A 20,372-nucleotide genomic window follows, 5' to 3' on the forward strand; every position below is an offset into this window, starting at 1 on the left:
CCGTGCACCGGATACCCTCTGCGCTCATGCCGTCACCTCCGCCTCGCTCCCCCCACGAGGCGCCGAAGAGCGGGCGCCGCGAGTCGTGGATCCGACGTCTCGCCGACTCGCACAGAAACCACCCCGACCGCGAGGTCGTGGCCGGCCACCACAACATCAACCACGTGGTGCCGCTGGGCTGGTCCCTCGCCCTGCTGCTGCGCACGATGCCGTTCCGGGCCCGGGTCAAATGCCGGGTGCCGCGCGAGACCGTGGAGGTGGTGCCGCGCATCTGGCCCAGTGAGACGGACGTGCTCAAGGTGGTGTGCCGGCACCTCAAGGAAGTGCCGCGCTGCTTCCGTGACTTCGGCGACTGGTCCCTCCACGCGTACCGGGCGGGGCGAGCCCTGTCCGAAGTGCAGCCCGAGGGGCCCGTCGGGGAGCCGATGATGCGCTCCTTCGCCAGGTTCTTCGCCAGGACCGCGAGGGTGCCCGAGGAGGAGCTGCCGCCCAGACCGGCCGACTGGCCCGAGTCGGGGCAGAGCCAGGCGTTCCTCGACTGGCTCATCGGCTTCACCGAGGAGCGGGTGCACCGGCCCAATCGCCGGCGCTTCGGCGACCTCTTCACCGCCGTGGGCATCCGCCCCGACGTCATGACGGCCTTCCGCGACGACCCGGACCGCCCGCCCCTGACACCACGCCCCTTCTGCCTCCTCCACACCGACGTGCACCGCGCCAACGTCGTCGTCGACCGCAGGCACATGGCGGTCATCGACTGGGAACTGGCCATGTTCGGGGACCCCCTGCACGACCTCGCCACTCATCTCGTACGCATGGAGTACGAGAAGGACGAGCAGACCCGCATGAAAGAGCTGTGGGCCGAGGCGATGGAGGACGCGGGCCACGGGGGCATGACGGCGGGCCTGGCCACCGACCTGCCCGTCTACCTGGACTTCGAGTACGCCCAGTCCGTCTTCCCCGACATCATGCGGGCCGCGCTCGATCTGACCGCGCTGCCGGGCGAACCGGACGACGCGGACTACGCGCTCGCGTCGACGCTGGTCTGCCGGGCCCTGCGGCGGGCCGCCGAGCCCCTGAAGCTGGCCGAGGTGCCGGACGAGCGGCGGGCGGAGCGGGCGCTGCGGGACTGGTATCCGTCCCTAGCGGGCGCGTCGTGCGAACAGGGTCCCTGAGAGCGCCACCGAAACCCCCAGAATGCCCGCGCACCAGGCCAGTGCCAGCCACGGGGTGTGGCCCACCGGCCGGTCGAGGAGGAGGCCGCGGAGGGATTCGATGACCGGGGTGACCGGCTGGTGGTCGGCGAAGCCGGCGAGCCAGGCCGGCATCGTGTCGGTGGGGACGAAGGCGCTGCTGGGGTAGGGCAGGAAGCTCACGAAGAACGTGAAGCCGCCCGCCGCCTCCGGGGACTTGGCCAGCAGGCCCACCGTCGCCGAGAGCCAGGACAGGGCCAGGATGAAGGCGAGGAGCACGGCGAGCGCGGCCAGCGAGCCCGGCAGGGTCGCCGACGGGCGGAAGCCGATGGCGAAGGCCACGCCGAGGACGAGCGTCGTCGCGATCAGGTTGCGGGCCGTGGAGGCGAGGACGTGGCCCATCAGGATCGGGGTGCCGCCGATGTCCATCGAACGGAACCGGTCGATGATGCCGCCCTTGAGGTCCTCGGTCACGGCGACGGCCGTGTTCGACGAGCCGAAACCGGCGCAGAGGAGCAGCACTCCGGGGACGACGTACGTCACGTACCGCGTGCCCGTGTCGATCGCGCCGCCGAAGAAGTACACGAAGACCAGGAGCAGCATCACCGGCAGGGCGAGGGCCGTGATCAGCGCGTCGGTGTTGCGGCGGCTCAGACGCAGTGAGCGGCCGGTCATGGTGAGGGCGTCAGGCATGGGCATGGGCGGGGTCCTTCGGCTGGGTCAGGGTCAGGAAGACGTCGTCGAGCGTCGCCGTGTGCAGGACGAAGCGTTCGATCTCCGTGCGGTGGGGGTCGAGTCCGTCGAGGAGGGCGCGTACGTGAGTGGCGGTGCCGTCCGTGGGGATGCCGAGGGTGAGGGTGTCGGGGGAGTGGTGCGCGGCTCGGCCCGTCAGGCGCAGATACGCCTCCCGCGTGGTGAGCGTGACGTCCAGGCGGTGGCCCGCCACGCGTGACTTGAGCGCGGCGGCCGTGCCGTCGGCGACGACGCGGCCCTCGTGCAGGACCGCGATGCGGTCGGCCAGCCGGTCGGCCTCCTCCAGGTACTGCGTGGTGAGGAAGACCGTGGTGCCGCGCGCCGTCAGTTCGCGGACGACGTCCCACATCTCCTTGCGGCTGCGCGGGTCCAGGCCCGTCGTCGGCTCGTCCAGGAAGATCACCTCCGGGTCCCGGACCAGGCCCGCCGCCAGGTCCACGCGGCGGCGCATGCCTCCTGAGTACGTGGCGACCAGGCGGTCGGCGGCGTCGGCGAGGCCGAAACGGGTGAGGAGTCCGGCGGCGCGGGCCCGGGCCGCCGGGCGGGACAGGCCCGCGAGCCGCGCCATCATGCGGAGGTTCTCCGCGCCGGTCTGCTTCTCGTCGACCGCCGCGAACTGGCCGGTCAGGCTCAGGGACCGGCGCGCCTCGCGGCGGTGCGTGCGGATGTCGTGGCCCACGATGCGCGCGGTTCCCGCGTCGGGCTCGGTGAGCGTGGCGAGGATGCGGACGGTCGTCGTCTTGCCCGCGCCGTTCGGACCGAGCAGGGCGAAGACGGTGCCGCGCGGGACGTGCAGGTCGATGCCGCGCAGGACGGGGACGGGGCCGTAGGTCTTGTGGAGGGCTGTGGCTTGGATGGCAGGGGGCGTGGGGGCTCCGGGCATGGGTGTGTGCTCCTCGGTGCGGTGTTGCTCGGGTGCGGTGCTGCTCGGATGTGGTGTTGCTCGGGCGCCGCTCGTATTGCGTATGCCATACGCGTGACTGTGTAAGGCTTACGCAGAACTACCATGTGCGTCAAGAGCGGGTGAGGGCGAGCGGGAAAAGGGTGGGCGCATGGTGGCCGGCAGTGGTGAGGACACGGGGCTCTCCGCCGGCCTCGAAACGGCCTGGGGGTTGCGGGAGCGGCCCTCGAAGGGGCCGAAGCCCGGACTCACCCTGGAACGCATCGTCGACACGGGCATCCGCGTCGCGGCTGCCGAAGGCATCGACGCGGTCTCCATGGGGCGGGTCGCCAAGGAACTCGGCGTCTCGACCATGTCCCTCTACCGCTACGTCTCCGCCAAGGACGACCTGTACGTCCTCATGCAGGACGCCGCCTCCGGCGCCCCGCCCCGGCGGCCCGCGTCCGCGGCCGGGTGGCGGGCCGGGCTCGAATGGTGGGCGCGGGAGCAGCGCGCGGTCTTCCAGCGGAACCTGTGGCTGCTGCGGATCCCCATCAGTTCACCGCCCGCGACGCCGCATGGCCTGGAGTGGATGGAGCGGGGGCTGGAGGTCCTCGACGGCAGTGGGCTGGAGGAGGGCCGGAAGATCTCCGTGATGATGCTGGTCGGCGGCTACGTCCGCAACGAGGTCTCGCTCATGGCCGACCTCGACGCGGCGATGCGGGCGCAGGGGGTCGCGCCGGACGAGGTCATGCGGCGGTATGCCCGCACGGTCGACGCGTTGACCTCGGTGGATCCCGGGCGGTTTCCGGCGCTGCGGCGGGTGTTGGGGGCGGGAGTGCTTGACGTGGCCGATGAGTCCGACACGGAGTTCGAGTTCGGACTTGAGCGGGTGCTGGACGGGGTCGCGGTGTTGGTGGAGGGGCGGTGACCCGGTGACCCGGTGACCGGGTGCCCGGGGGAGGCAGGGGCAGGCGTAGCGCGTCACGCGTAGCGCGTCAGGCCCGAGCGGAGTTGGCTGAACGCCCTGTTCGCGGAGGTCACCGCGTCCGGCCAGGCCTCGTCCGCCGTCTCGCCCGTGGTGATCCGGCGCCAGTTCTCCTCCGCGAGGATGCGCTGCACGGCCACGATCTGGCCGGCGGCGAGGCGGGACTCCAGAGGATTGCCGCCGTGGGCGATGAGCAGGGCCTCGGACAGGGCCAGTTCGGAACGGTTCTGGTAGCCGTGGATGCGGGCCACCAGGGACGGGGTGCCGTAGAGGAGGCGGTGGAAGGCCAGGACCGCGGGGTCGTCGCAGAGGCCGGTGACCGGGTCGCGGCGTTCCAGGCCGTCCAGGAAGTGGCGTTGCAGCGCGTCCAGCGCGGGGCGCTTGGCGGGGCGGGCGGTGACCACGCGGGCCGCCTCGTCCTCGTGGTCGGCGAAGCGGTGCAGGACCAGGTCCTCTTTGGACGCGAAGTAGCGGAAGAGGGTCGGCTTGGACACGTTCGCCGCGGCCGCCACCTCGGCCACCGAGACCTTGTCGAAGCCCTTCTCCAGGAAGAGGGTGATCGCTGTCTCCGAGATCGTGCGGTAGCGCTGTTGCTTCTTGCGGCTCCGCAGGCCCGGCTCGGGGGGTTCTTCTTCGCTCATGTGGTGAGTCTAGGGGGCGGGGGCATTACCGAGTTACGAACGTTACTCGGTGTCGAATGTCACTCGGTATCGAAAGTCACTCGGTACCGTACGTTCCTCGGTATCAAATTTAACTCAGTTACATTATCGTGGCCGTATGGACACGTCACCCCTCGGCCTCGAACGCAGCTACCACGACGCCTGCCGGGCCGCCCTCGCCGCGATGGTCGACGGCGCCGAGGAGCGAGTCGTCGGAGGAGCCGACGTCTCCGCGTCCGGTGCCGACGCGGAGGTCCTCGGCTACCAGTTCCGCAGCCACGCCAAGGCCCTCCGCGAGCTGCCCGAAGCGCCCCTCTTCTTCGGCCGCCTCGACTTCGCCGCCACCGGAACCCACGCGGCCCAGGCCGGGGACCACCGCGGGCAGCGCTATCACATCGGGCGGCTGCGCATCACCGAGCATCCCTCCGCGCCGCCCCTCGTCGTCGACTGGCGCGCACCCGTCTCCCGCGCCTTCTACCAGGCCGGCGCCCGCGACCCGCAGGGCGTCGCCGTCCGCCGCCGGTTCGGGTGGGCGCCCGGCAGCAAGGGGGACTCCTCGGACCTCACCGGCATGGAGGACGAGCACCTGACCGACGGCGAGGCCGAGGAAGGCGCGAGCCGCATCGTCGCCGGGGAGATCGAGCGGCCCCGCGTCGGCCCCATGCGGGACATCGCCGCCACCATCCAGCCCGAGCAGGACGACCTCGTACGCGGTGAACTCACCGCCTCCCTCTGTGTGCAGGGCGCGCCCGGCACCGGCAAGACCGCCGTGGGCCTGCACCGTGCCGCGTACCTCCTGTACACCCACCCCGAGCGGGTGCGGCGCTCCGGGCTGCTGATCCTCGGGCCCAACCGCACCTTCCTGCGCTACATCGCCGAGGTGCTGCCGTCCCTCGGCGAGACGGGCGTACGGCAGTCCACCGTCCTCGACGAGGTCGGGCGGCATCCGGTGCGCGCCGAGGACAGTGCGGCCGCCGCGCTCGTCAAGCACGACGCCCGGATGGCCGAGGTGCTGCGCCGCGCCCTGTACTCACGCGTCCGGGCGCCCGCCGAGGCGCTCGCGGTGCCGGACGGGTCGTACCGCTGGCGGCTGCCGTTGGAGGAGCTGGAGCGGATCGTCGAGGGCGTGCGGGGCGAGGAGCCGTCGTACGCGGTGGGGCGCGAGCGGGTGCGGAGCCGTGTCGTGCGGGCCGTCCAGGAGCAGGCCGAGCGGCGGTCCGGGCCGCGGAACAACACCTGGGTGCAGAAGATCGGCCGGTCCCGCCCGCTGAGCGCCCTCGTCGACCAGGTCTGGCCCAAGGTCAGGGCGGACGAGGTCCTCGCGGGACTGCTGGGCGATCCGGATGCGCTCGCCGCCGCCGCGGAGGGTGTTCTCGGGGCCGAGGAGCAGCGGAAGATCCTGTGGACGAGGCCCCCACGCTCGTACAAGTCCGCGAAGTCGGTGAAATCCGTGAAGTGGAGCTCCGCCGATCTGGTCCTGATGGACGAGATCGAGGGGCTTCTCGAACGGCCGGCCGGTTATGCGCACATCGTCGTCGACGAGGCGCAGGACCTTTCGCCGATGGAGTGCCGGGCCATCGCGCGCCGCGCGGACTTCGGTTCGCTGACCGTCCTCGGTGACCTCGCACAGGCCACCACTCCCTGGGCGGCCCGCAGCTGGGCCGAGCTGCTGGGCCACCTCGGCAAACCGGACGCCACGGTGACTCCGCTGACCATCGGGTTCCGCGTGCCGAGGGCGATCGTCGGGCTCGCCAACCGGCTCCTCGCCCACCTCGACGTGGACGTGCCGCCCGCCCGGTCGATGCGCGCGGACGGGGAGTTGCGGGTCCGGAAGGTGCGCGGTGGGAAGTCCGCAGCGGTGGAGTCCACCGAGGGGGACGCAGTCGAGGTGGAGGCCGCCGTGGCCGAGGTCGTGCGGGGCGCGCTCGGGCGCGAGGGGTCGATCGGCGTCATCGCCGCCGACGCGCACACCGAGCGGCTGCGCGCGGCCCTGCACACGGCCGGCATCGACAGTGCGGGCCCCGACGAGCTGGGCGCCCGCGTGACCGTGCTGCCCGCCTCCCTCGCCAAGGGCCTGGAGTACGACCATGTCGTCGCCGTCGAACCGGCCGCGATCGCGGCGGCCGAGCGGCGCGGCCTCCACCGGCTGTACGTCGTACTGACCCGGGCCGTGTCACGGCTCGACGTGGTGCACAGCGGACCCCTGCCGTGGGAGGCGTAGGACCCTCTGCCCCGGGAGGCGTATGTGGGGACATGGAACGGGGTCAGCGCTCCAGGACCGCCTCCATGACCGCCTTCGCGATCGGCGCGCCCAGCTTGCCGCCCGCGATCTCCGAGCGGGGGATGTTCATGTTCGACGGGTCGACGAAGACGGCCACCGCGACCGGTGACTCGCCGTCGTCGCCGGGGGTCTTCGCGTAGGAGACGAACCAGGCGTACGGGCGTTCGTCGTTGACGTCCGCGCCGTGCTGGGCCGTGCCCGTCTTGCCGCCGACCGTGACGCCGTCGATCTTCGCCTTGTTGGCCGTGCCGTTCTCGACGGTGTTCTCCATCATGTCCTGCACCGCCTTCGCGGTGTCCTCGGAGACGGCCTGGTTCAGGTCGTCGGGCTCCGCCTTCTCGATCGTCGTCAGGTCGGGGCCCTTCAACTCCTCGACCAGGTACGGCTTCATGACCTTGCCGTCGTTGGCGAGGCCCGCCGTGACCATCGCCATCTGGAGCGGGGTGCTGGTCAGGCTGCCCTGGCCCATGCCGGTCAGGGCGGTCTGCGGCTTGTCGAGCTTCTCCGGGTAGCTGCTGGCGACCGCGCGCACCGGGATGAACTGCTGCTCGTTGAAGCCGAACTGCTCGGCCGTCTGCCGCATCTTGTCCTTGCCGACCTTGTGCGCGATGTCGAGGAAGACGTTGTTGCAGGACCACTGCATGCCGGTCTTCAGCGAGACCTTGTCGCAGTTGGAGTCGGGCACGTCGTTGCCGATGCGGGTGGAGCTGAGGGGGAGTTTGTACGGGGTCCTCGCACCGGTCGGCTTGTCGATGTCCGTCACGACACCGTGCTCCAGCGCCGCGGCGGCCGTGAGGATCTTGAAGGTGGAGCCGGGCGGGTAGGTCTCGCGCAGGGCGCGGTTGCTCAGCGGCTTGTCCTTGCGCTCGGCGAGGCGCTCGAAGGTGCGCCCCTCCTCCTGGGAGATGCCCGCGAAGACCGAGGGGTCGTACGAAGGTGTGCTGGCCAGGGCGAGCACCTTGCCCGTGCGCGGGTCGAGTGCGACGACGGCGCCCTTGGCGTCCAGCGCGACGAGACCTTCGTAGGCGGCCTTCTGGGCTTTGGGGTCGATGGTCGTGACGACGTCGCCGCCCTGCTGCTTCTTGCCGGTCAGCATGTCGAGGGTGCGCTTGATGAAGAGCCGGTCGTCGTTGCCGCTGAGGATGCTGTTGTGGACGCCCTCCAGGAAGGTGCTGCCCTGGGCCTGCGAGAAGTAGCCCGTCACCGGCGCGTACATCGGGCCTTCCTTGAAGACCCGCTTGTACGTGAAGTCGGAGCCCGGGGTCTCCTTCGAGCCGGTGATGGACTTGCCGCCGACGATGATGTCGCCGCGGGGGTGGGAGAAGGCCTCGATCTGCACGCGGCGGTTCTTCTCGTGGTTCGACAGCTTGTCGTTCTGCGCGAACTGCACCCAGGTCGCCCGCAGCAGCAGGGCGAACGTGAGGATTCCGCAGAAGACGGCGATGTGCCGCAGCGGACGGTTCATGGGTGGCTCCCCCCGGATGCCGACGAACGAACGAACGGTTGCCGTCTCCCGTCCATCCTGTCCGTTTCCGCCACGGCGCGGGGTGGAATCCCGAGATCCGCGCCGGTCGGCCGCCGGTCGGCCGGACGTGGCCTAGCGGCGCGTCGGGGCGCGCAGCACCTCGATGACGCTCGCGTAGCTGTCGGAGCCATGGCCCGCGGCGGCGGCGCGCTCCATCGTCGTCCTGAGCAGCTCCGGCAGGGAGCTGTCGATGCCGCGTGCCCGAGCGGCGTGGATCAGATGGCCGATGGCGGCGATCTGTACGTCGACCGTGGCGTCGTCCCCCGGATAGCGTCCGGCGTCCACCTGGGGCGCGTACGTCGTGACGAAACCGGAGACGGCGCCGGTCAGCCAGCGCAGGGCGACCCGGGTGAAGGCCGTGGCCGACGCCGTCCCGTCCCCGTCGGAGGTGACCAGGGCGGTGCCGTGCAGCCAGCCCGTGAACGTCGCCCACATCAGCCCGAGCAGCGCGGAGTCGTACAGCGAGGCGAGCCCCGGTTCGGCGCCGAGGTAGAGCGGGTCGCCCAGGACGGCGAGGGTGGGGCGGTGGGCCTCGAAGACGGTCTCGGCGCCGCTGTAGAGGAACATCATCTCGGGGTTCCCGACGCCCGGCGGGGTCGTCATGATGCCGCCGTCGAGGTAGCCGGCGCCGTGCGAAGCGGCCCACGCCGCCATCTCCACGGCCTGCTCCGGGGCCCCGGAGGTGAGGTTGACCAGGGACTTCCCGGCCAGCCCGCCCGCCTGCGCCACCGGGTCGAGGACGGTGCGCAGCGCGTCGTAGTCGAGTACGCAGACCAGGACGAGGCCGCTCGCGGCGACGGCGTCCGCCGGGGTCGCCGCCAGGTGCGCGCCGCGGTCGGCCAGGGGCTTCGCCTTCCGCGGGGTGCGGTTCCAGACGGTGGTGGGGTGGCCCCGGTCCAGGAGGGCGGTGGCGAGGGCGGAGCCCATGAGGCCCAGGCCGATGACAGTGACGGGCGTGTTCTGTGCGTTCATGGGGATCACGCTCGCAGGGCCGGGCGGGGCCGGACAGTGACAGTGGTGACGGCGATCACCAAATTCCTGCCAGGCGTCGCCGGGCGCACCGACCTCGTACGCTCGGGGCATGAGCGCTGGTTCCGTCGCGGTGGTCGTGGCCGAGGAGATCGGGATCCCGTCCTGGGATCTGTACGAACTGAGCATCCCCTTCACGGTGTTCGGGAAGCCGCAGCCCGACCTGTCCGACCACTGGTACGACCTGCGGCTGTGCGCCACGGGCGAGCGGGACGCGGGCGGCGGGGAGTTCGGCCTCGCGCTGCGCACTCCCTACGGACTCGAAGGTCTCGCCGGGGCGGAGACCGTCATCGTGACCTCCGTGCCGGACGCGTTCGTCGAGGAGGGCGGGCCGCTGGCGCCGGGCCTGACCGACGCGTTGCGCGCGGCCCATGACGCGGGCGCCCGCATGGTCTCGCTGTGCACCGGCGCCTTCGCGCTCGCCGAGGCGGGCCTGCTCGACGGCCGCAGGGCGACCGCGCACTGGATGCACACCGCCCAGCTGGCCGCCCGCTACCCGAAGGTGACGGTCGACGACTCCGTCCTCTACGTGGACGACGGTGACGTCCTGACCAGCGCGGGCCTGACCGCGGGCGTCGACCTCTGTCTGCATCTGGTGCGCCGCGACCTCGGCGCGCACGTCGCCAACCAGCTGGCGCGGCGCATGGTGGTGCCCGCCCACCGGCCGGGCGGCCAGGCACAGTTCATCGACCTGTCCGTGCCCGCGACGGACGGCGCCGGTCTCGGTCCCGTACTGGAGTGGGCCCGCGCGCACCTGGACCGGCCGCTGACCGTCGACGAGCTGGCGCGCCGGGCCGCGATGAGCCCGCGCACCTTCTACCGCCGTCTCCAGGCGGCCACCGGCACGACCCCGCTCCAGTGGCTGCTCAACCAGCGCCTCGCGCGGGCGCAGAGCCTCCTGGAGTCGACGGACCTGCCGGTGGAGAAGGTGGGCGAGCTGAGCGGCCTCGGCACGGCCAACAATCTGCGGCACCACTTCCTCAAGCAGGTCGGGGTGTCGCCGGGGGACTACCGGCGGTCCTTCTTCACGTCCAGGGCCTTGAGGATGTCGGACGGCTCGGCCCGCACGGTGTAGTCGGTGTCGACGAACGCCCAGCGGATGACGCCCGCGCGGTCGATGACGTAGGTGGCGGGCAGCGGCAGGGTGCGGTGGTGGCCCGCGTTCACGCGGTGCAGCTCGAAGCCCAGACGGTCGTACAAGGCACCCAGTTCGTCGGAGAGGTCGAAGGCGATGCCGAACTGCTTGGCGACGTCGGAGCCGATGTCGCTGAGGACAGGGAAGGCGAGCTGTTCCTTCTCGGTGAGGGTGAGGCTCTCGTCGGGGATCTGCGGCGAGAGCGCCACGAGGCGTGCGCCGCGGGCGGCGAAGTCGTCCGTGTGCTGCTGGAGGGCGCGCAGGGCGAGGTTGCAGTAGGGGCACCAGGCGCCGCGGTAGAACGTCAGGACGACGGGGCCGTCGGCCAGTAGGGCATCCAGGGAGACCTCCTCACCGGTGGCCGAGGCGAGGGTGAAGCGGGGCGCGGGGTCACCCGTGCCGAGGGCGTTCTCGGCGAGCCGGGTGGCGAGGAGCTGCGCCGCGCCGCGGTCCATGACCTCCAGTACGTCCGGGGGCAGTCTGCGGTGGCCGTTCACGTACAGGTCGCGGAGGTCGTCCTTGAGGCTCATGCCGGTGGCCTTTCGTGTCCTGGCTGAACTGAACTTGGAACGTTCGTTTCAGGATGCGGGGGGTGCGGTGGGGCGTCAAGGGGTATCTTGGAATTACCGTTCCAGGATTAAGGATTCAGGAGCTGCCGTTCCGGGATTCAGGACCCGGGATTCGGGACCGGAGATTCAGGACCCCGGACCCCGGACCCCGGACCCCGGGATCAGCTCGGAGGCGGTCTCGAAGGACGTGCGGGAGCCGAACAACACATGCCTGACATCAAGCACTTCGACCCGGACGAGGCGCTCGACCGCGTCGTCCGCCTCTTCTGGCAGCACGGCGCCGCCACGACCTCCATCCAGGCGGTGGCGACCGCGACGGGCCTGAACCGTTCCAGCCTGTACGCCACGTTCGGTGGCAAGCAGGAGCTGTATCTGGCCGCCCTGCGCCGCTATCTGCGCGACCACTCCCAGCGCGCGTTCCGGTTCGTCGCCGAGGACGGCCGTGGGCTCGCTTCCGTACGCGCGTTCTTCGGCGGGCTGATCGAGCTGCGCTGCTCGGGTCCGTACGCGGGCTGGGGCTGCATGGTCGTCAACGCCCATGCCGGGGCCGAGCGCGCCGACCCCGAGGTGCGGGCCCTGCTGGAGGAGCACCACGAGCAGTTGCGGGATGCGATGCGGAGTGCGCTGGAAGTGGCGCGGGCGGGGGGCGAGTTGGGTGACGGTGCGGATGTGGAGGCCGTCGCCGAGATCCTCGTACTCCTCGCGTACGGGGTGAACCTGCGGTCCCGCGCCGGGGCCGACGCGGCCGCGCTGCGGCGGACGGTGGACGTGGCGCTCGATTCGCTGGGGTGACACCCGCCTTCGCGGTCGGCGCGGCCGTCAGCGGACCATCAGGACCCCCGAAGCGCCCTGGCGCAGAGTCATCCCTGTCAGCGGCACCACCACGCCGCAGCGCCACCGGCCGGCCGAGGCCGCGAACCGACAGGGAGCCAGACCATGAACGCCACCACGACCGACACGACCACCGCCGTTACGGGGGCCACGTCCGCCGCCTCCGCCGCCGGTCCCACGACCGTCACCGTCACGGGCCCCGCAGCCGCCATCGTCACCGGCAGCACGGCTGCCGCCACCGTCGCGGGCCCCACGACCGCCGCCGCCAAGGGCGCCAACGGTGCTATCGGCGCCTCGACCACCCCCGCCGCCTCCCCCCTCCCGAGCCCCTCCCCCCTCCCGAGCCCCTCCCCCCTCCCGAGCCCCTCCCCCCTCCTGAGCCCCACCCACCTCGGAGCTCTTCCCCTCCCCAACCGTCTCGTCATGGCACCCATGACGCGGAACCGTGCCTCCGCCGACGGCGTCCCGCAGCCCGTCATGGCCGCGTACTACGCCCAGCGCGCCTCCGCCGGCCTGATCATCGCCGAGGCGGCCACGCCCAACGCCGTCGGACAGACGTACGCCAACACCACCGCGATCCACACCGACGCCCACGTCGCGGGATGGCGGCAGGTCACGGACGCGGTGCGTGACGCGGGCGGCCGGATGTTCCTGCAGTTGCAGCACGGCGGCCGGGTCGGGCACCCGGACAACAGCGGCCTCACACCGGTCGCGCCCTCGCCGGTGCCGCTGCCGGACACCATCCACACCGCCGCCGGCCACCAGCCCGCCGTCACGCCCCGCGAGATGACCGTCGACGACATCCGCGCCACCGTCGCCGACTTCGCGGACGCCGCCCGCCGCGCGGTCGACGCGGGCTTCGCCGGGGTCGAGGTGCACGCCGCCAACGGCTACCTCCTCCAGCAGTTCCTCGCACGGAACACCAACCACCGCACCGACGCCTACGGCGGCCCCGTCGCGCACCGCATCCGCTTCGCCGTCGAGGTCGTCCGCGCCGTCGCCGACGCGATCGGCGCCGAGAGGGTCGGCGTACGCGTCGCGCCCGGCATCACCGTCAACGGCATCGAGGAGGGCGACACCGAGGCCATCTACCCGGAACTCGTCGACGCCCTCGCGGACATCGGCGGCCTCGCCTACCTCCACGTCGTCTTCGCCGACCCCGACCAGCCGCTCTTCCGCCGCATCCGGGCCGCCTGGGCGGGCGCGCTCATCGCCAACCCGGTCCTCGGCTGGGGCGGACCGCTCCCCGCCGACGGCGGCAGGGCGGCGGGCGAGTGGCTGCTGGCCGCCGGGGCCGACCTCGTCTCGCTGGGGCGCGCGTTCCTCGCCAACCCCGACCTGGTCGAGCGGATGCGTGTCGGGGCGCCGCTCAACGCACTCCGGGACAAGGGGCTGATGTACGTGGGCGGGGCGGCCGGGTACACCGACTATCCGACGCTGGGCGAGGCGCGTGGTGCGGCCTCGCACTCATGAAGGGCCGGGGCCGGGGCCGAGGCTCAGCGGCGGGTGAGCAGTTCCGTCATCCGGGTCGGACCGTCCGCGCCGTGGCCCTCGCCGATGACGCGGCGCGCGAGCCCCTCGGCGGCGCGCATCACGCCCGCGTCGATGCCGTGGGCCTCGGACGTGTGTACGACGTGGGCCATCGTCGAGGCCGCCGAGGTGATCGGATTGCCCTCGCCGGAGAAGGTGCCGTCGTCGACCTCTCCGGCGGACTCCTCGAAGACCGGGGGGAGGATCGCGCCGATGCCCTGGGCGAACGGGGCCAGCTCCCGCGCGGAGATGCTCTCGGCCTTGGCCACCGCCAGAGCGTGCATGTACCCCGTCATCGCGGTCCAGAAGATGTCGAGCAGCGCGATGTCGTACGCCGCCGCCCGGCCGATGTCCTCGCCGAGGTGGGTATGGGTGCCGCCCAGCGCGTCCAGGACGGCGCGGTGCCGCTCGTAGAGCTCCGAGGGGCCGCTGTGGAGGAAGACGCCGTCCGGCGTGCCGACGACGGTGGTCGGCGTCATGATCGCACCGTCCAGGTACGAGATGCCGTGCTCGGCGGCCCACCGCCCGGTCGGGGGTGTCGGCGCTGAGGTTCACCAGGGTGCGGCCCTTGAGCGCGTCGGCGACGGCGTCGCGGCGCAGCAGGGCGTCCGAGGCATCGTAATTGACGACGCAGACGATGGTCAGCGGACTGGCCGCCACGGCCTCCTCGGCGGTACGCGCACTGATCGCGCCCCGCTCGATCAGCTCGGCATCCAGCCCCGGCGTGCGGTTCCAGACGGTGGTCCGCACCCCGGCGGCCAGGAAGGCGGAGGCGAGGGCCCGCCCCATCGGCCCCAGACCGAGGACGGTGACGGCGGACTTCTCAGTGTGCGACGACGACGACATGAGTGAACTCCTAATAACGCTCGGTAAGTAGGCTGCTGGGCAGCCGAATGGAGAGCTGAGAGCTGCTATGTGGACAATTGGGGCAGCGATGAGGACAGGGAGGGCCCAGAGATGACGCGCAGCCGTGCCCAGGACCCGAACGTGTGCGGGGTGACCGCCGCGATCGCCGTGATCGACGGCAAGTGGAAGACGGCGCTGCTCTGGCCGCTCGAAAGGGGCCCGCACCGGCCCGGCGAGATCCTCCGTCTGCTGCCGGGGCTCACCGAGAAGGTGCTGACCCAGGCGCTGCGCGAGATGGAGGCGGACGGCCTCGTGCACCGGGAGGTGCACGACGTACGGCCGTTGAAGACGGTCTACTCCCTCACGGAGTTCGGCCGCGACCTCTGCGAGGCGCTGGCTCCCCTGTCGGACTGGGGCCACCGCCGCCTGGACGGGCTCACCGAGCGGCAGCCGGCGTCCCAGCCGGAGTCCGCGTTGCCGCAGGCCTCCTGACAGACGACGATCTCCACGCCGCCTCCTCTCTACGCCTCACGGCTCTCCGCCTCGCGGCGCCCTCACCAGATTGGCCCGAGGCGGGCCGCACGCCAAGTACCCACAAAAAAGTGGCTACCTGGCCGGAGCGGGCCCATCGGCCGTGACATCGGCCGTGACATCGGACGCGACGGCGGACGTGACGGTGGCCGTGACGGTGGCCGTGACGTGGGATGCGGTCGATGCGGTCACGGACGTGACGACGTCGGCAACCACACAGCTGACGTTGTCGGGGCCGCCGGAGCCGTTGGCCAGGGCGACGAGTTCGCGTACCGCCTGCTCGGGATCACCGACCTCCGTGATCACGCGCCGGATGTCCTCGACCGGCACGACGGCGCTCAGACCGTCGGAGCAGAGCAGGTAGCGGTCGCCGGGCCGGGCGTCGTGCAGGCGCATGTCGGGGGTGGCCTCGCCCGCGCCCAAGGCGCGGATCAGCAGCGACCGTTGGGGGTGCGATGCGGGCACCCCGCCGCTACTCCTGCCGCTACCCCCGCCGCGACTTCGCGCCGCTACTTCCCACGCGGCTGGTTGAAGCGGAGCATGTTGCCGGCCGGGTCGCGGAAGGCGCAGTCGCGTACGCCGTAGGGCTGGTCCATCGGCTCCTGGAGGACCTCGCCGCCCGCGGAGCGGATCCGCTCGAACGTGGCGTCGCAGTCGTCGGTCCGGAAGATGACGCCGCGCAGGTGGCCCTTGGCCATCAGCTCGGCCACCGCCCGCCGGTCGGACTCCGTGGCGTTCGGGTCCGCGAGCGGCGGTTCGAGGACGATCTCCACGCCGGGCTGCGTGGGCGAGGCGACGGTGACCCAGCGCATCCCCTCGAACCCGACGTCATTACGTACTTCCAGACCGAGCACGTCGCGATAGAAGGCGAGCGCCTTGTCGTGGTCGTCGACGACGATGAAGCACTGTGCGAGGTTGATTTCCATGCCCACCACGCTAGGGACCGCCAGGGCTTTTGGCTTCTCCGTTCCTGACCGGTCTGGTGTAGATCTTGGCGAGGCAGGCGGGAATGGCGGCGCCCGCCCCATGATCACGGGCCCGGTACGCGCTCGGGCTCTCCCCGACCACCTCCGTGAACCGCGAACTGAACGAGCCCAGCGACGTACACCCCACCGCCATGCACACCTCCGTCACCGACAGATCGCCGCGCCGCAGCAACGCCTTGGCCCGCTCGATCCGCCGCGTCATGAGGTAGCTGTACGGCGTCTCGCCGAAGGCGGCACGGAAGCTGCGCGAGAAGTGCCCGGCGGACATGACCGCGTCCCGCGCCAGCGCGGGCACGTCCAGCGGCTGCGCGTAGTCACGATCCATACGGTCACGGGCCTGACGCAGCCGGACGAGGTCGGGGATGGACACCACACAAGGAACGTTACCGACCCCCTCTGACAACCCGCGCGACGAGCGGGTTAGTGGGCTTGCGAGCGAGGAGGAACGCCTGCCGGTGCTGCGGGTAACAGGTCAGTAGGCGGTCACCGGTGCGGAGGGCCGCTCGGTACGGCGGGCCGCTCCGGGCGGCGCGAGCGGGTCAGGGCCAGCCCGCCGAGGGCCACACTGAGCAGCCCCACGGCCAGGGCCACGAACGCCCCGCCGCGCCCGTTGCCGGTGCCGATGCCGTTGTCGGACGTGGCCACGATCAGCCCGCCCAGCACCATGGCGACCGGCCCCGCCACCAGGGGGACGAGAATCCACGTCCGCCGCCCGCGTCCCGTACCGAGACGACCGGTGGGACGCGCCAGCGCCAGCCCGCCGACGATCACGCCGGTGAGCGCCGCCAGCGTGGCCACGAAGGCGCCGAGCCGCCCGACGCTCATGCCGTAAACAGTGGCGGCGGCCTCCGGTGCGGCAAGTACGAACAGAACCGACATGAGCTGCTCCTCTTCTCTTCCTGTTCTCTTTCTGCGACGGCCGACGACGACAACCAACGAGGGCAGCTACGCGACGACCGCTCTTCCGTAACCGCTCGGCCCTACGACCGACCGAACGCACCCCGAGCATGTCCGCCACCCCCACCCCCGGTCGTCCGCCGTACGCAGGCACTTCGCGCTGCCACCGACGCCGCATCCGACTACCGCGAACGCCGCAGGCGCACCGCAGGTACTACGCGTGCGGTAGTCACCGGCTCGTCCGGAAGCGGGACTCGCCTGCCGCGAGGGCCGATTAGGGTGCGCGCATGGTCACAGGACGGTTCGGCGTGCCGGTGGGTCTCCGAGACTGGGCGATCGCCGTCTTCGTGGCGGCGACACTGCTGGTCGCCGGGATGTCCGCGCAGCGCTCCACCACAAGCCCCGACGTCACGAGCTTCGACGCCACGAGCCTCGACCCGCTCGGATACGCGCTGCTGGCCGTCGGCGGCCTGGCGCTGGTGGCCCGCCGCCGGGCCCCGGTCCCCGTCCTGGCCGTCACCGGGCTCTGCGCGGCGGGCTACCAGGCGGCCGGTTTCGACGTACCGGCCGTCGCGTACCTGTTCGCGGTGTACGCCGCGGTGCGCGCGGGGCACCGCGTCGTGACCGTGGTGGCGTCCGTGGCGCTGCTGGCCGCCCTGCCGCTCGCGGCCCTGCTCTCCCTGCACGACGTGAGCGAGGCGTTCGCGCAGGCCCGCGGCGCGCTGGAGATCGCCTGGCTGATCGCCGCCGCTGCCGCGGGCGAGGCGCTGCGGCAGGCGGAGCGGCGGGCCGACGAAGCCGAGCGCACCCGGGAGGAGACCGCACGGCGCCGGGCCGACGAGGAGCGGCTGCACATCGCCCGCGAACTGCACGACTCCCTCGTCCACCAGATCTCGATCATCAAGGTGCAGTCGGAGGTCGCCGTCCATGTGGCCCGCAGGCGAGGTGAAGAGGTGCCGGAGGCGTTGCTGGCGATTCAGCAGGCAGGCCGCGAGGCCACGCGGGAACTGCGGGCGACACTGGGGGCGTTGCGTGACGACGACACGACGCCGCCGCGCGGACTCGACGACGTACAGGCACTGGTGGACAACGCCCGTACGACCGGCATGGACGCGACCCTGACGATAGAAGGGCAACGGCACGACGTGCCGACGGCGGTGGACCGGACCGTCTACCGGATCGTTCAGGAATCACTCACCAACATCGCCCGCCACGCCACCGCGGCGACCGCGTCCATCCACATAGACCACCGCCCGGACGCCATCACGGTACGGATCGACGACGACGGCGAGCCCAGACGGGACAACACCAGACGGGACAGCAACCGGCACGACAGCACCAGACGCGACGGCACCAGCCCGGACAACACCCAACCGGACAGCAGCACCCCCCAGGCGCCCGGCGTCGGACTGCTGGGAATGCGCGAACGGGTCACCATTCTCGGTGGCCGACTCCACGCGGAACCCCGCAGCGAGGGCGGATTCACCGTCCACGCCGAACTCCCCTTGGACCGAACGACATGATCCGAGTTCTGCTGGTCGACGACCAGCCACTCATCCGCAGCGGTTTCCGCGCGCTCCTCGACCTCGAGGACGACATCGAGGTGGTGGCCGAGGCCGACGACGGAGAAGAGGCGTTGGCGCTCGCGCGGGAACACCTGCCCGACGTCGCGCTCATCGACATCCAGATGCCGGTCGTCGACGGCATCGAGGCGACCCGGCGCATCGCCGCGGACCCGGCGCTGGCCGAGGTGCACGTCGTCATCCTGACGAACTACGGCTTCGACGAGTACGTCTTCGAGGCGCTGCGGTCCGGAGCCGCCGGTTTCCTCGTCAAGGACATCGTGCCGGAGGACTTCCTGCACGCCGTACGCGTGGCCGCGCGCGGCGACGCGCTGCTCGCCCCGTCGATCACCCGCAAACTGATCAACCGATACGTCACTCAACCCTTCCCGGCCTTCCCCCCGGGCGCGAACACGGGCCTGGACGAACTGACCAACCGTGAACGCGAGGCGGTCTCCCTGGTGGCACGCGGCCTGTCCAACGACCAGATCGCGACCGACATGGTCATCAGCCCCCTGACGGCAAAAACCCACATCAACCGCGCCATGACCAAACTCCACGCCCGCGACCGCGCCCAACTGGTGGTCCTGGCCTACGAATCCGGCCTGATCACCCCCCAGGCCATGGACCCGCGCCCGCGACGGTGAGAACGATGCCTGGTCGTACTGCTCCGAGCTCGACGACCATGACCACCCGCCAAGAACCCGAGTCGACGTGGGCCGCCGCGCGAGTGCTACATCGCCGCCACCGTCATGCCGGCTCCCGAGCCGTGGCAGCCGGTGCTGGACCACAGGACTCCCATCGGGGGCCTCTTTGGTGTCGGATTCGCCGTTCATCCCGACAGCGGCCACGACCTCGTCATGGTCGTGTCCAGGGATGGCCATGGACTCTTCGACGCGGTCACCGGCCGGACTCGCCCCGATCGCAGGCGTCCCGGTACGCATAGCCGGACTCTTCGGCGGCGGCCTGCACAGCACCACACCGGACCAGTCACACAAACCCGACCAAGTGGCGTGGCGCACTTTTGCAAGCAGGTGCTTGCAAAAGTTAGCAAGGGTGCTGCACCATCGAGGCATGGCATCACTCAACGTCGGCAATCTCGGCGAGTATCTGCGTGAGCAGCGGCGCAACGCGCAGCTGTCGCTCAGGCAGCTCGCCGATGCCGCCGGGGTGTCCAATCCGTATCTGAGCCAGATCGAGCGCGGCCTGCGCAAGCCGAGCGCCGAGGTGTTGCAGCAGGTCGCGAAGGCCCTGCGGATCTCTGCCGAGACGCTGTACGTGCGGGCCGGGATCCTCGACGAGAAGGAGCGGGACGAGCTGGAGACGCGCGCCGTCATCCTTGCCGACCCCTCCATCAACGAGCGCCAGAAGCAGGTGCTGTTGCAGATCTACGAGTCGTTCCGCAAGGAGAACGGCTTCGAGAGCTCGGCGTACGCGGACTCCTCGTACACGGATGAAAGCGCCGACACCGTCGGCGGCAGTGATGCCCATCCGAAGCAGACGTCCCCAAGCTGAACCAGCTGACGCGAATCCGGGAGGACCATCGTCATGGCCATCACTGATGACCTGCGCAAGACTCTCACCAACACCACCCCCGCATACTTCGTCGCCGGGTCCGCGGACCTCGCCTTCCAGCAGGCGAAGAAGGTGCCGGGCATCGTCGAGCAGCTGATCGCCGAGGCGCCCTCCCGCTTCGACGCGGTGCGCAACACCGACCCCAAGGTCGTCCAGGACAAGGCCGCCGCCCGCGCCAAGGAGGCGCAGGAGACCATCCAGGCCAAGGTCACCGAGGTGCTCGGCACCCTGGACACCGACCTGAAGAAGCTCGGCGAGACCGCCCAGGACCTCGCGCTGCGCGGCGTCGGCGTGGCCGCCGAACTCGCGGTCAAGGCGCGCGAGAAGTATGACGAGGTCGCCGAGCACGGCGAGCAGACCGTGAAGACCTGGCGCGGCGAGGCCGCCGAGGAGATCCTCGACCTGGCCGAGACGGTCGAGCCGGACGACGAGGCGGAGCCCGTGGCGCCCCAGGTGACCGGAGCCTCCGAGCCCGCGACCGCCGTGCCCGCGAAGAAGCCCGTCGCCAAGAAGGCGCCGGCCCGCAAGACGACGGCGGCGAAGAAGACCACGCCGCCCGCGAAGTAATACCGGCGAGTTGTACGGGGCGGGCACTCACGGAGTGT

General features: G+C 71.3%; 20 protein-coding genes and 3 pseudogenes. 12 read left to right on the forward strand and 11 right to left on the reverse strand.

Annotated elements, in window-relative coordinates; translation table 11 throughout:
* The first annotated feature begins 26 nt into the window (after positions 1-26).
* Positions 27-1,172, forward strand: coding sequence for a phosphotransferase family protein (locus ACWDVB_RS21915; protein ID WP_451516449.1), 1,146 nt, complete (start codon positions 27-29; stop codon positions 1,170-1,172).
* On the opposite strand, the gene ACWDVB_RS21920 is transcribed toward ACWDVB_RS21915, so the two are convergent.
* On the reverse strand, positions 1,140-1,883 hold the full coding sequence (locus ACWDVB_RS21920; RefSeq protein ID WP_451516509.1) for an ABC transporter permease: 744 nt from the start codon (positions 1,881-1,883) through the stop codon (positions 1,140-1,142). The genes ACWDVB_RS21915 and ACWDVB_RS21920 overlap by 33 nt on opposite strands.
* The gene (locus ACWDVB_RS21925) at positions 1,876-2,826 is read right to left on the reverse strand and encodes an ATP-binding cassette domain-containing protein (protein ID WP_451516450.1); all 951 of its coding nucleotides are present in this window, start codon (positions 2,824-2,826) and stop codon (positions 1,876-1,878) included. Before ACWDVB_RS21925 ends, ACWDVB_RS21920 begins: the two co-directional genes overlap by 8 nt.
* Positions 2,827-2,995: 169 nt before the next feature.
* Here ACWDVB_RS21925 and ACWDVB_RS21930 point away from each other — a divergent pair, with 169 nt between their 5' ends.
* Entirely contained in the window at positions 2,996-3,754 is a 759-nt protein-coding gene (locus ACWDVB_RS21930) for a TetR/AcrR family transcriptional regulator (RefSeq protein ID WP_451516451.1), read from the forward strand.
* A gap of 53 nt (positions 3,755-3,807) precedes the next feature.
* Here the strand turns inward: ACWDVB_RS21930 and ACWDVB_RS21935 are convergent, their stop codons facing one another.
* Positions 3,808-4,452 (reverse strand): TetR/AcrR family transcriptional regulator, encoded by a 645-nt coding sequence (locus ACWDVB_RS21935; RefSeq protein ID WP_451516452.1) that lies wholly within the window; start codon positions 4,450-4,452, stop codon positions 3,808-3,810.
* 136 nt (positions 4,453-4,588) lie between these two features.
* On the opposite strand from ACWDVB_RS21935, the gene ACWDVB_RS21940 reads away from it, so the two are divergent.
* Positions 4,589-6,691 (forward strand): HelD family protein, encoded by a 2,103-nt coding sequence (locus tag ACWDVB_RS21940; protein ID WP_451516453.1) that lies wholly within the window; start codon positions 4,589-4,591, stop codon positions 6,689-6,691.
* Positions 6,692-6,734: 43 nt separating this feature from the next.
* On the opposite strand, the gene ACWDVB_RS21945 is transcribed toward ACWDVB_RS21940, so the two are convergent.
* A complete protein-coding gene (locus ACWDVB_RS21945; protein WP_451516454.1) occupies positions 6,735-8,216 on the reverse strand; it encodes a peptidoglycan D,D-transpeptidase FtsI family protein in 1,482 nt (493 codons plus the stop codon).
* A 132-nt stretch (positions 8,217-8,348) separates the two neighbouring features.
* Entirely contained in the window at positions 8,349-9,248 is a 900-nt protein-coding gene (locus ACWDVB_RS21950) for an NAD(P)-dependent oxidoreductase (protein WP_451516455.1), read from the reverse strand.
* A gap of 130 nt (positions 9,249-9,378) precedes the next feature.
* On the opposite strand from ACWDVB_RS21950, the gene ACWDVB_RS21955 reads away from it, so the two are divergent.
* Entirely contained in the window at positions 9,379-10,380 is a 1,002-nt protein-coding gene (locus ACWDVB_RS21955) for a helix-turn-helix domain-containing protein (RefSeq protein ID WP_451516510.1), read from the forward strand.
* Here ACWDVB_RS21955 and ACWDVB_RS21960 read toward each other — a convergent pair.
* Positions 10,314-10,970 carry a peroxiredoxin-like family protein gene (locus ACWDVB_RS21960; protein ID WP_451516456.1) on the reverse strand — a complete coding sequence of 219 codons (657 nt, stop codon included), beginning with the start codon at positions 10,968-10,970 and terminating at the stop codon, positions 10,314-10,316. The two genes, ACWDVB_RS21955 and ACWDVB_RS21960, sit on opposite strands and share 67 nt — an antisense overlap.
* A 246-nt stretch (positions 10,971-11,216) precedes the next feature.
* On the opposite strand from ACWDVB_RS21960, the gene ACWDVB_RS21965 reads away from it, so the two are divergent.
* Complete coding sequence (locus ACWDVB_RS21965) at positions 11,217-11,801, forward strand: TetR/AcrR family transcriptional regulator (protein WP_451516457.1); 585 nt, start codon at positions 11,217-11,219, stop codon at positions 11,799-11,801.
* Between the two features lie 144 nt (positions 11,802-11,945).
* The gene (locus tag ACWDVB_RS21970) at positions 11,946-13,313 is read left to right on the forward strand and encodes an alkene reductase (protein WP_451516458.1); all 1,368 of its coding nucleotides are present in this window, start codon (positions 11,946-11,948) and stop codon (positions 13,311-13,313) included.
* Positions 13,314-13,336: 23 nt separating this feature from the next.
* On the opposite strand, the pseudogene ACWDVB_RS21975 reads toward ACWDVB_RS21970, so the two are convergent.
* A pseudogene (locus ACWDVB_RS21975) lies at positions 13,337-14,216 on the reverse strand (NAD(P)-dependent oxidoreductase).
* A gap of 111 nt (positions 14,217-14,327) precedes the next feature.
* Here ACWDVB_RS21975 and ACWDVB_RS21980 point away from each other — a divergent pair.
* Positions 14,328-14,708, forward strand: coding sequence for a winged helix-turn-helix transcriptional regulator (locus tag ACWDVB_RS21980; RefSeq protein WP_451516459.1), 381 nt, complete (start codon positions 14,328-14,330; stop codon positions 14,706-14,708).
* 237 nt (positions 14,709-14,945) lie between these two features.
* Here the strand turns inward: ACWDVB_RS21980 and ACWDVB_RS21985 are convergent.
* The 4 genes and pseudogenes from ACWDVB_RS21985 to ACWDVB_RS22000 form a co-directional block, all read right to left on the reverse strand.
* A pseudogene (locus tag ACWDVB_RS21985) lies at positions 14,946-15,209 on the reverse strand (PP2C family protein-serine/threonine phosphatase); the annotation flags it as partial.
* Positions 15,210-15,256: 47 nt separating this feature from the next.
* The gene (locus ACWDVB_RS21990) at positions 15,257-15,673 is read right to left on the reverse strand and encodes a VOC family protein (protein ID WP_451516460.1); all 417 of its coding nucleotides are present in this window, start codon (positions 15,671-15,673) and stop codon (positions 15,257-15,259) included.
* A 10-nt stretch (positions 15,674-15,683) separates the two neighbouring features.
* On the reverse strand, positions 15,684-16,103 hold the full coding sequence (locus tag ACWDVB_RS21995; RefSeq protein ID WP_451516511.1) for a helix-turn-helix domain-containing protein: 420 nt from the start codon (positions 16,101-16,103) through the stop codon (positions 15,684-15,686).
* A 113-nt stretch (positions 16,104-16,216) separates the two neighbouring features.
* Positions 16,217-16,612 carry a DUF6223 family protein gene (locus ACWDVB_RS22000; protein ID WP_451516461.1) on the reverse strand — a complete coding sequence of 132 codons (396 nt, stop codon included), beginning with the start codon at positions 16,610-16,612 and terminating at the stop codon, positions 16,217-16,219.
* Positions 16,613-16,917: 305 nt separating this feature from the next.
* On the opposite strand from ACWDVB_RS22000, the gene ACWDVB_RS22005 reads away from it, so the two are divergent.
* The 5 genes and pseudogenes from ACWDVB_RS22005 to ACWDVB_RS22025 all read left to right on the forward strand — a co-directional run bounded on the left by ACWDVB_RS22005 (position 16,918) and on the right by ACWDVB_RS22025 (position 20,334).
* Positions 16,918-18,153, forward strand: a complete 1,236-nt coding sequence (locus tag ACWDVB_RS22005; RefSeq protein WP_451516462.1) for a sensor histidine kinase — start codon at positions 16,918-16,920, stop codon at positions 18,151-18,153.
* A complete protein-coding gene (locus tag ACWDVB_RS22010; RefSeq protein ID WP_451516463.1) occupies positions 18,150-18,839 on the forward strand; it encodes a response regulator in 690 nt (229 codons plus the stop codon). Before ACWDVB_RS22005 ends, ACWDVB_RS22010 begins: the two co-directional genes overlap by 4 nt.
* A gap of 105 nt (positions 18,840-18,944) precedes the next feature.
* A pseudogene (locus ACWDVB_RS22015) lies at positions 18,945-19,179 on the forward strand (hypothetical protein); the annotation flags it as partial.
* Positions 19,180-19,266: 87 nt separating this feature from the next.
* Positions 19,267-19,707 carry a helix-turn-helix domain-containing protein gene (locus tag ACWDVB_RS22020; RefSeq protein WP_451516512.1) on the forward strand — a complete coding sequence of 147 codons (441 nt, stop codon included), beginning with the start codon at positions 19,267-19,269 and terminating at the stop codon, positions 19,705-19,707.
* 33 nt (positions 19,708-19,740) lie between these two features.
* Positions 19,741-20,334: a hypothetical protein gene (locus tag ACWDVB_RS22025; protein ID WP_451516464.1), complete on the forward strand. Its 594-nt coding sequence runs from the start codon at positions 19,741-19,743 to the stop codon at positions 20,332-20,334.
* Positions 20,335-20,372 lie beyond the last annotated feature (38 nt).

This window comes from Streptomyces sp. NPDC003379 (assembly GCF_053589195.1).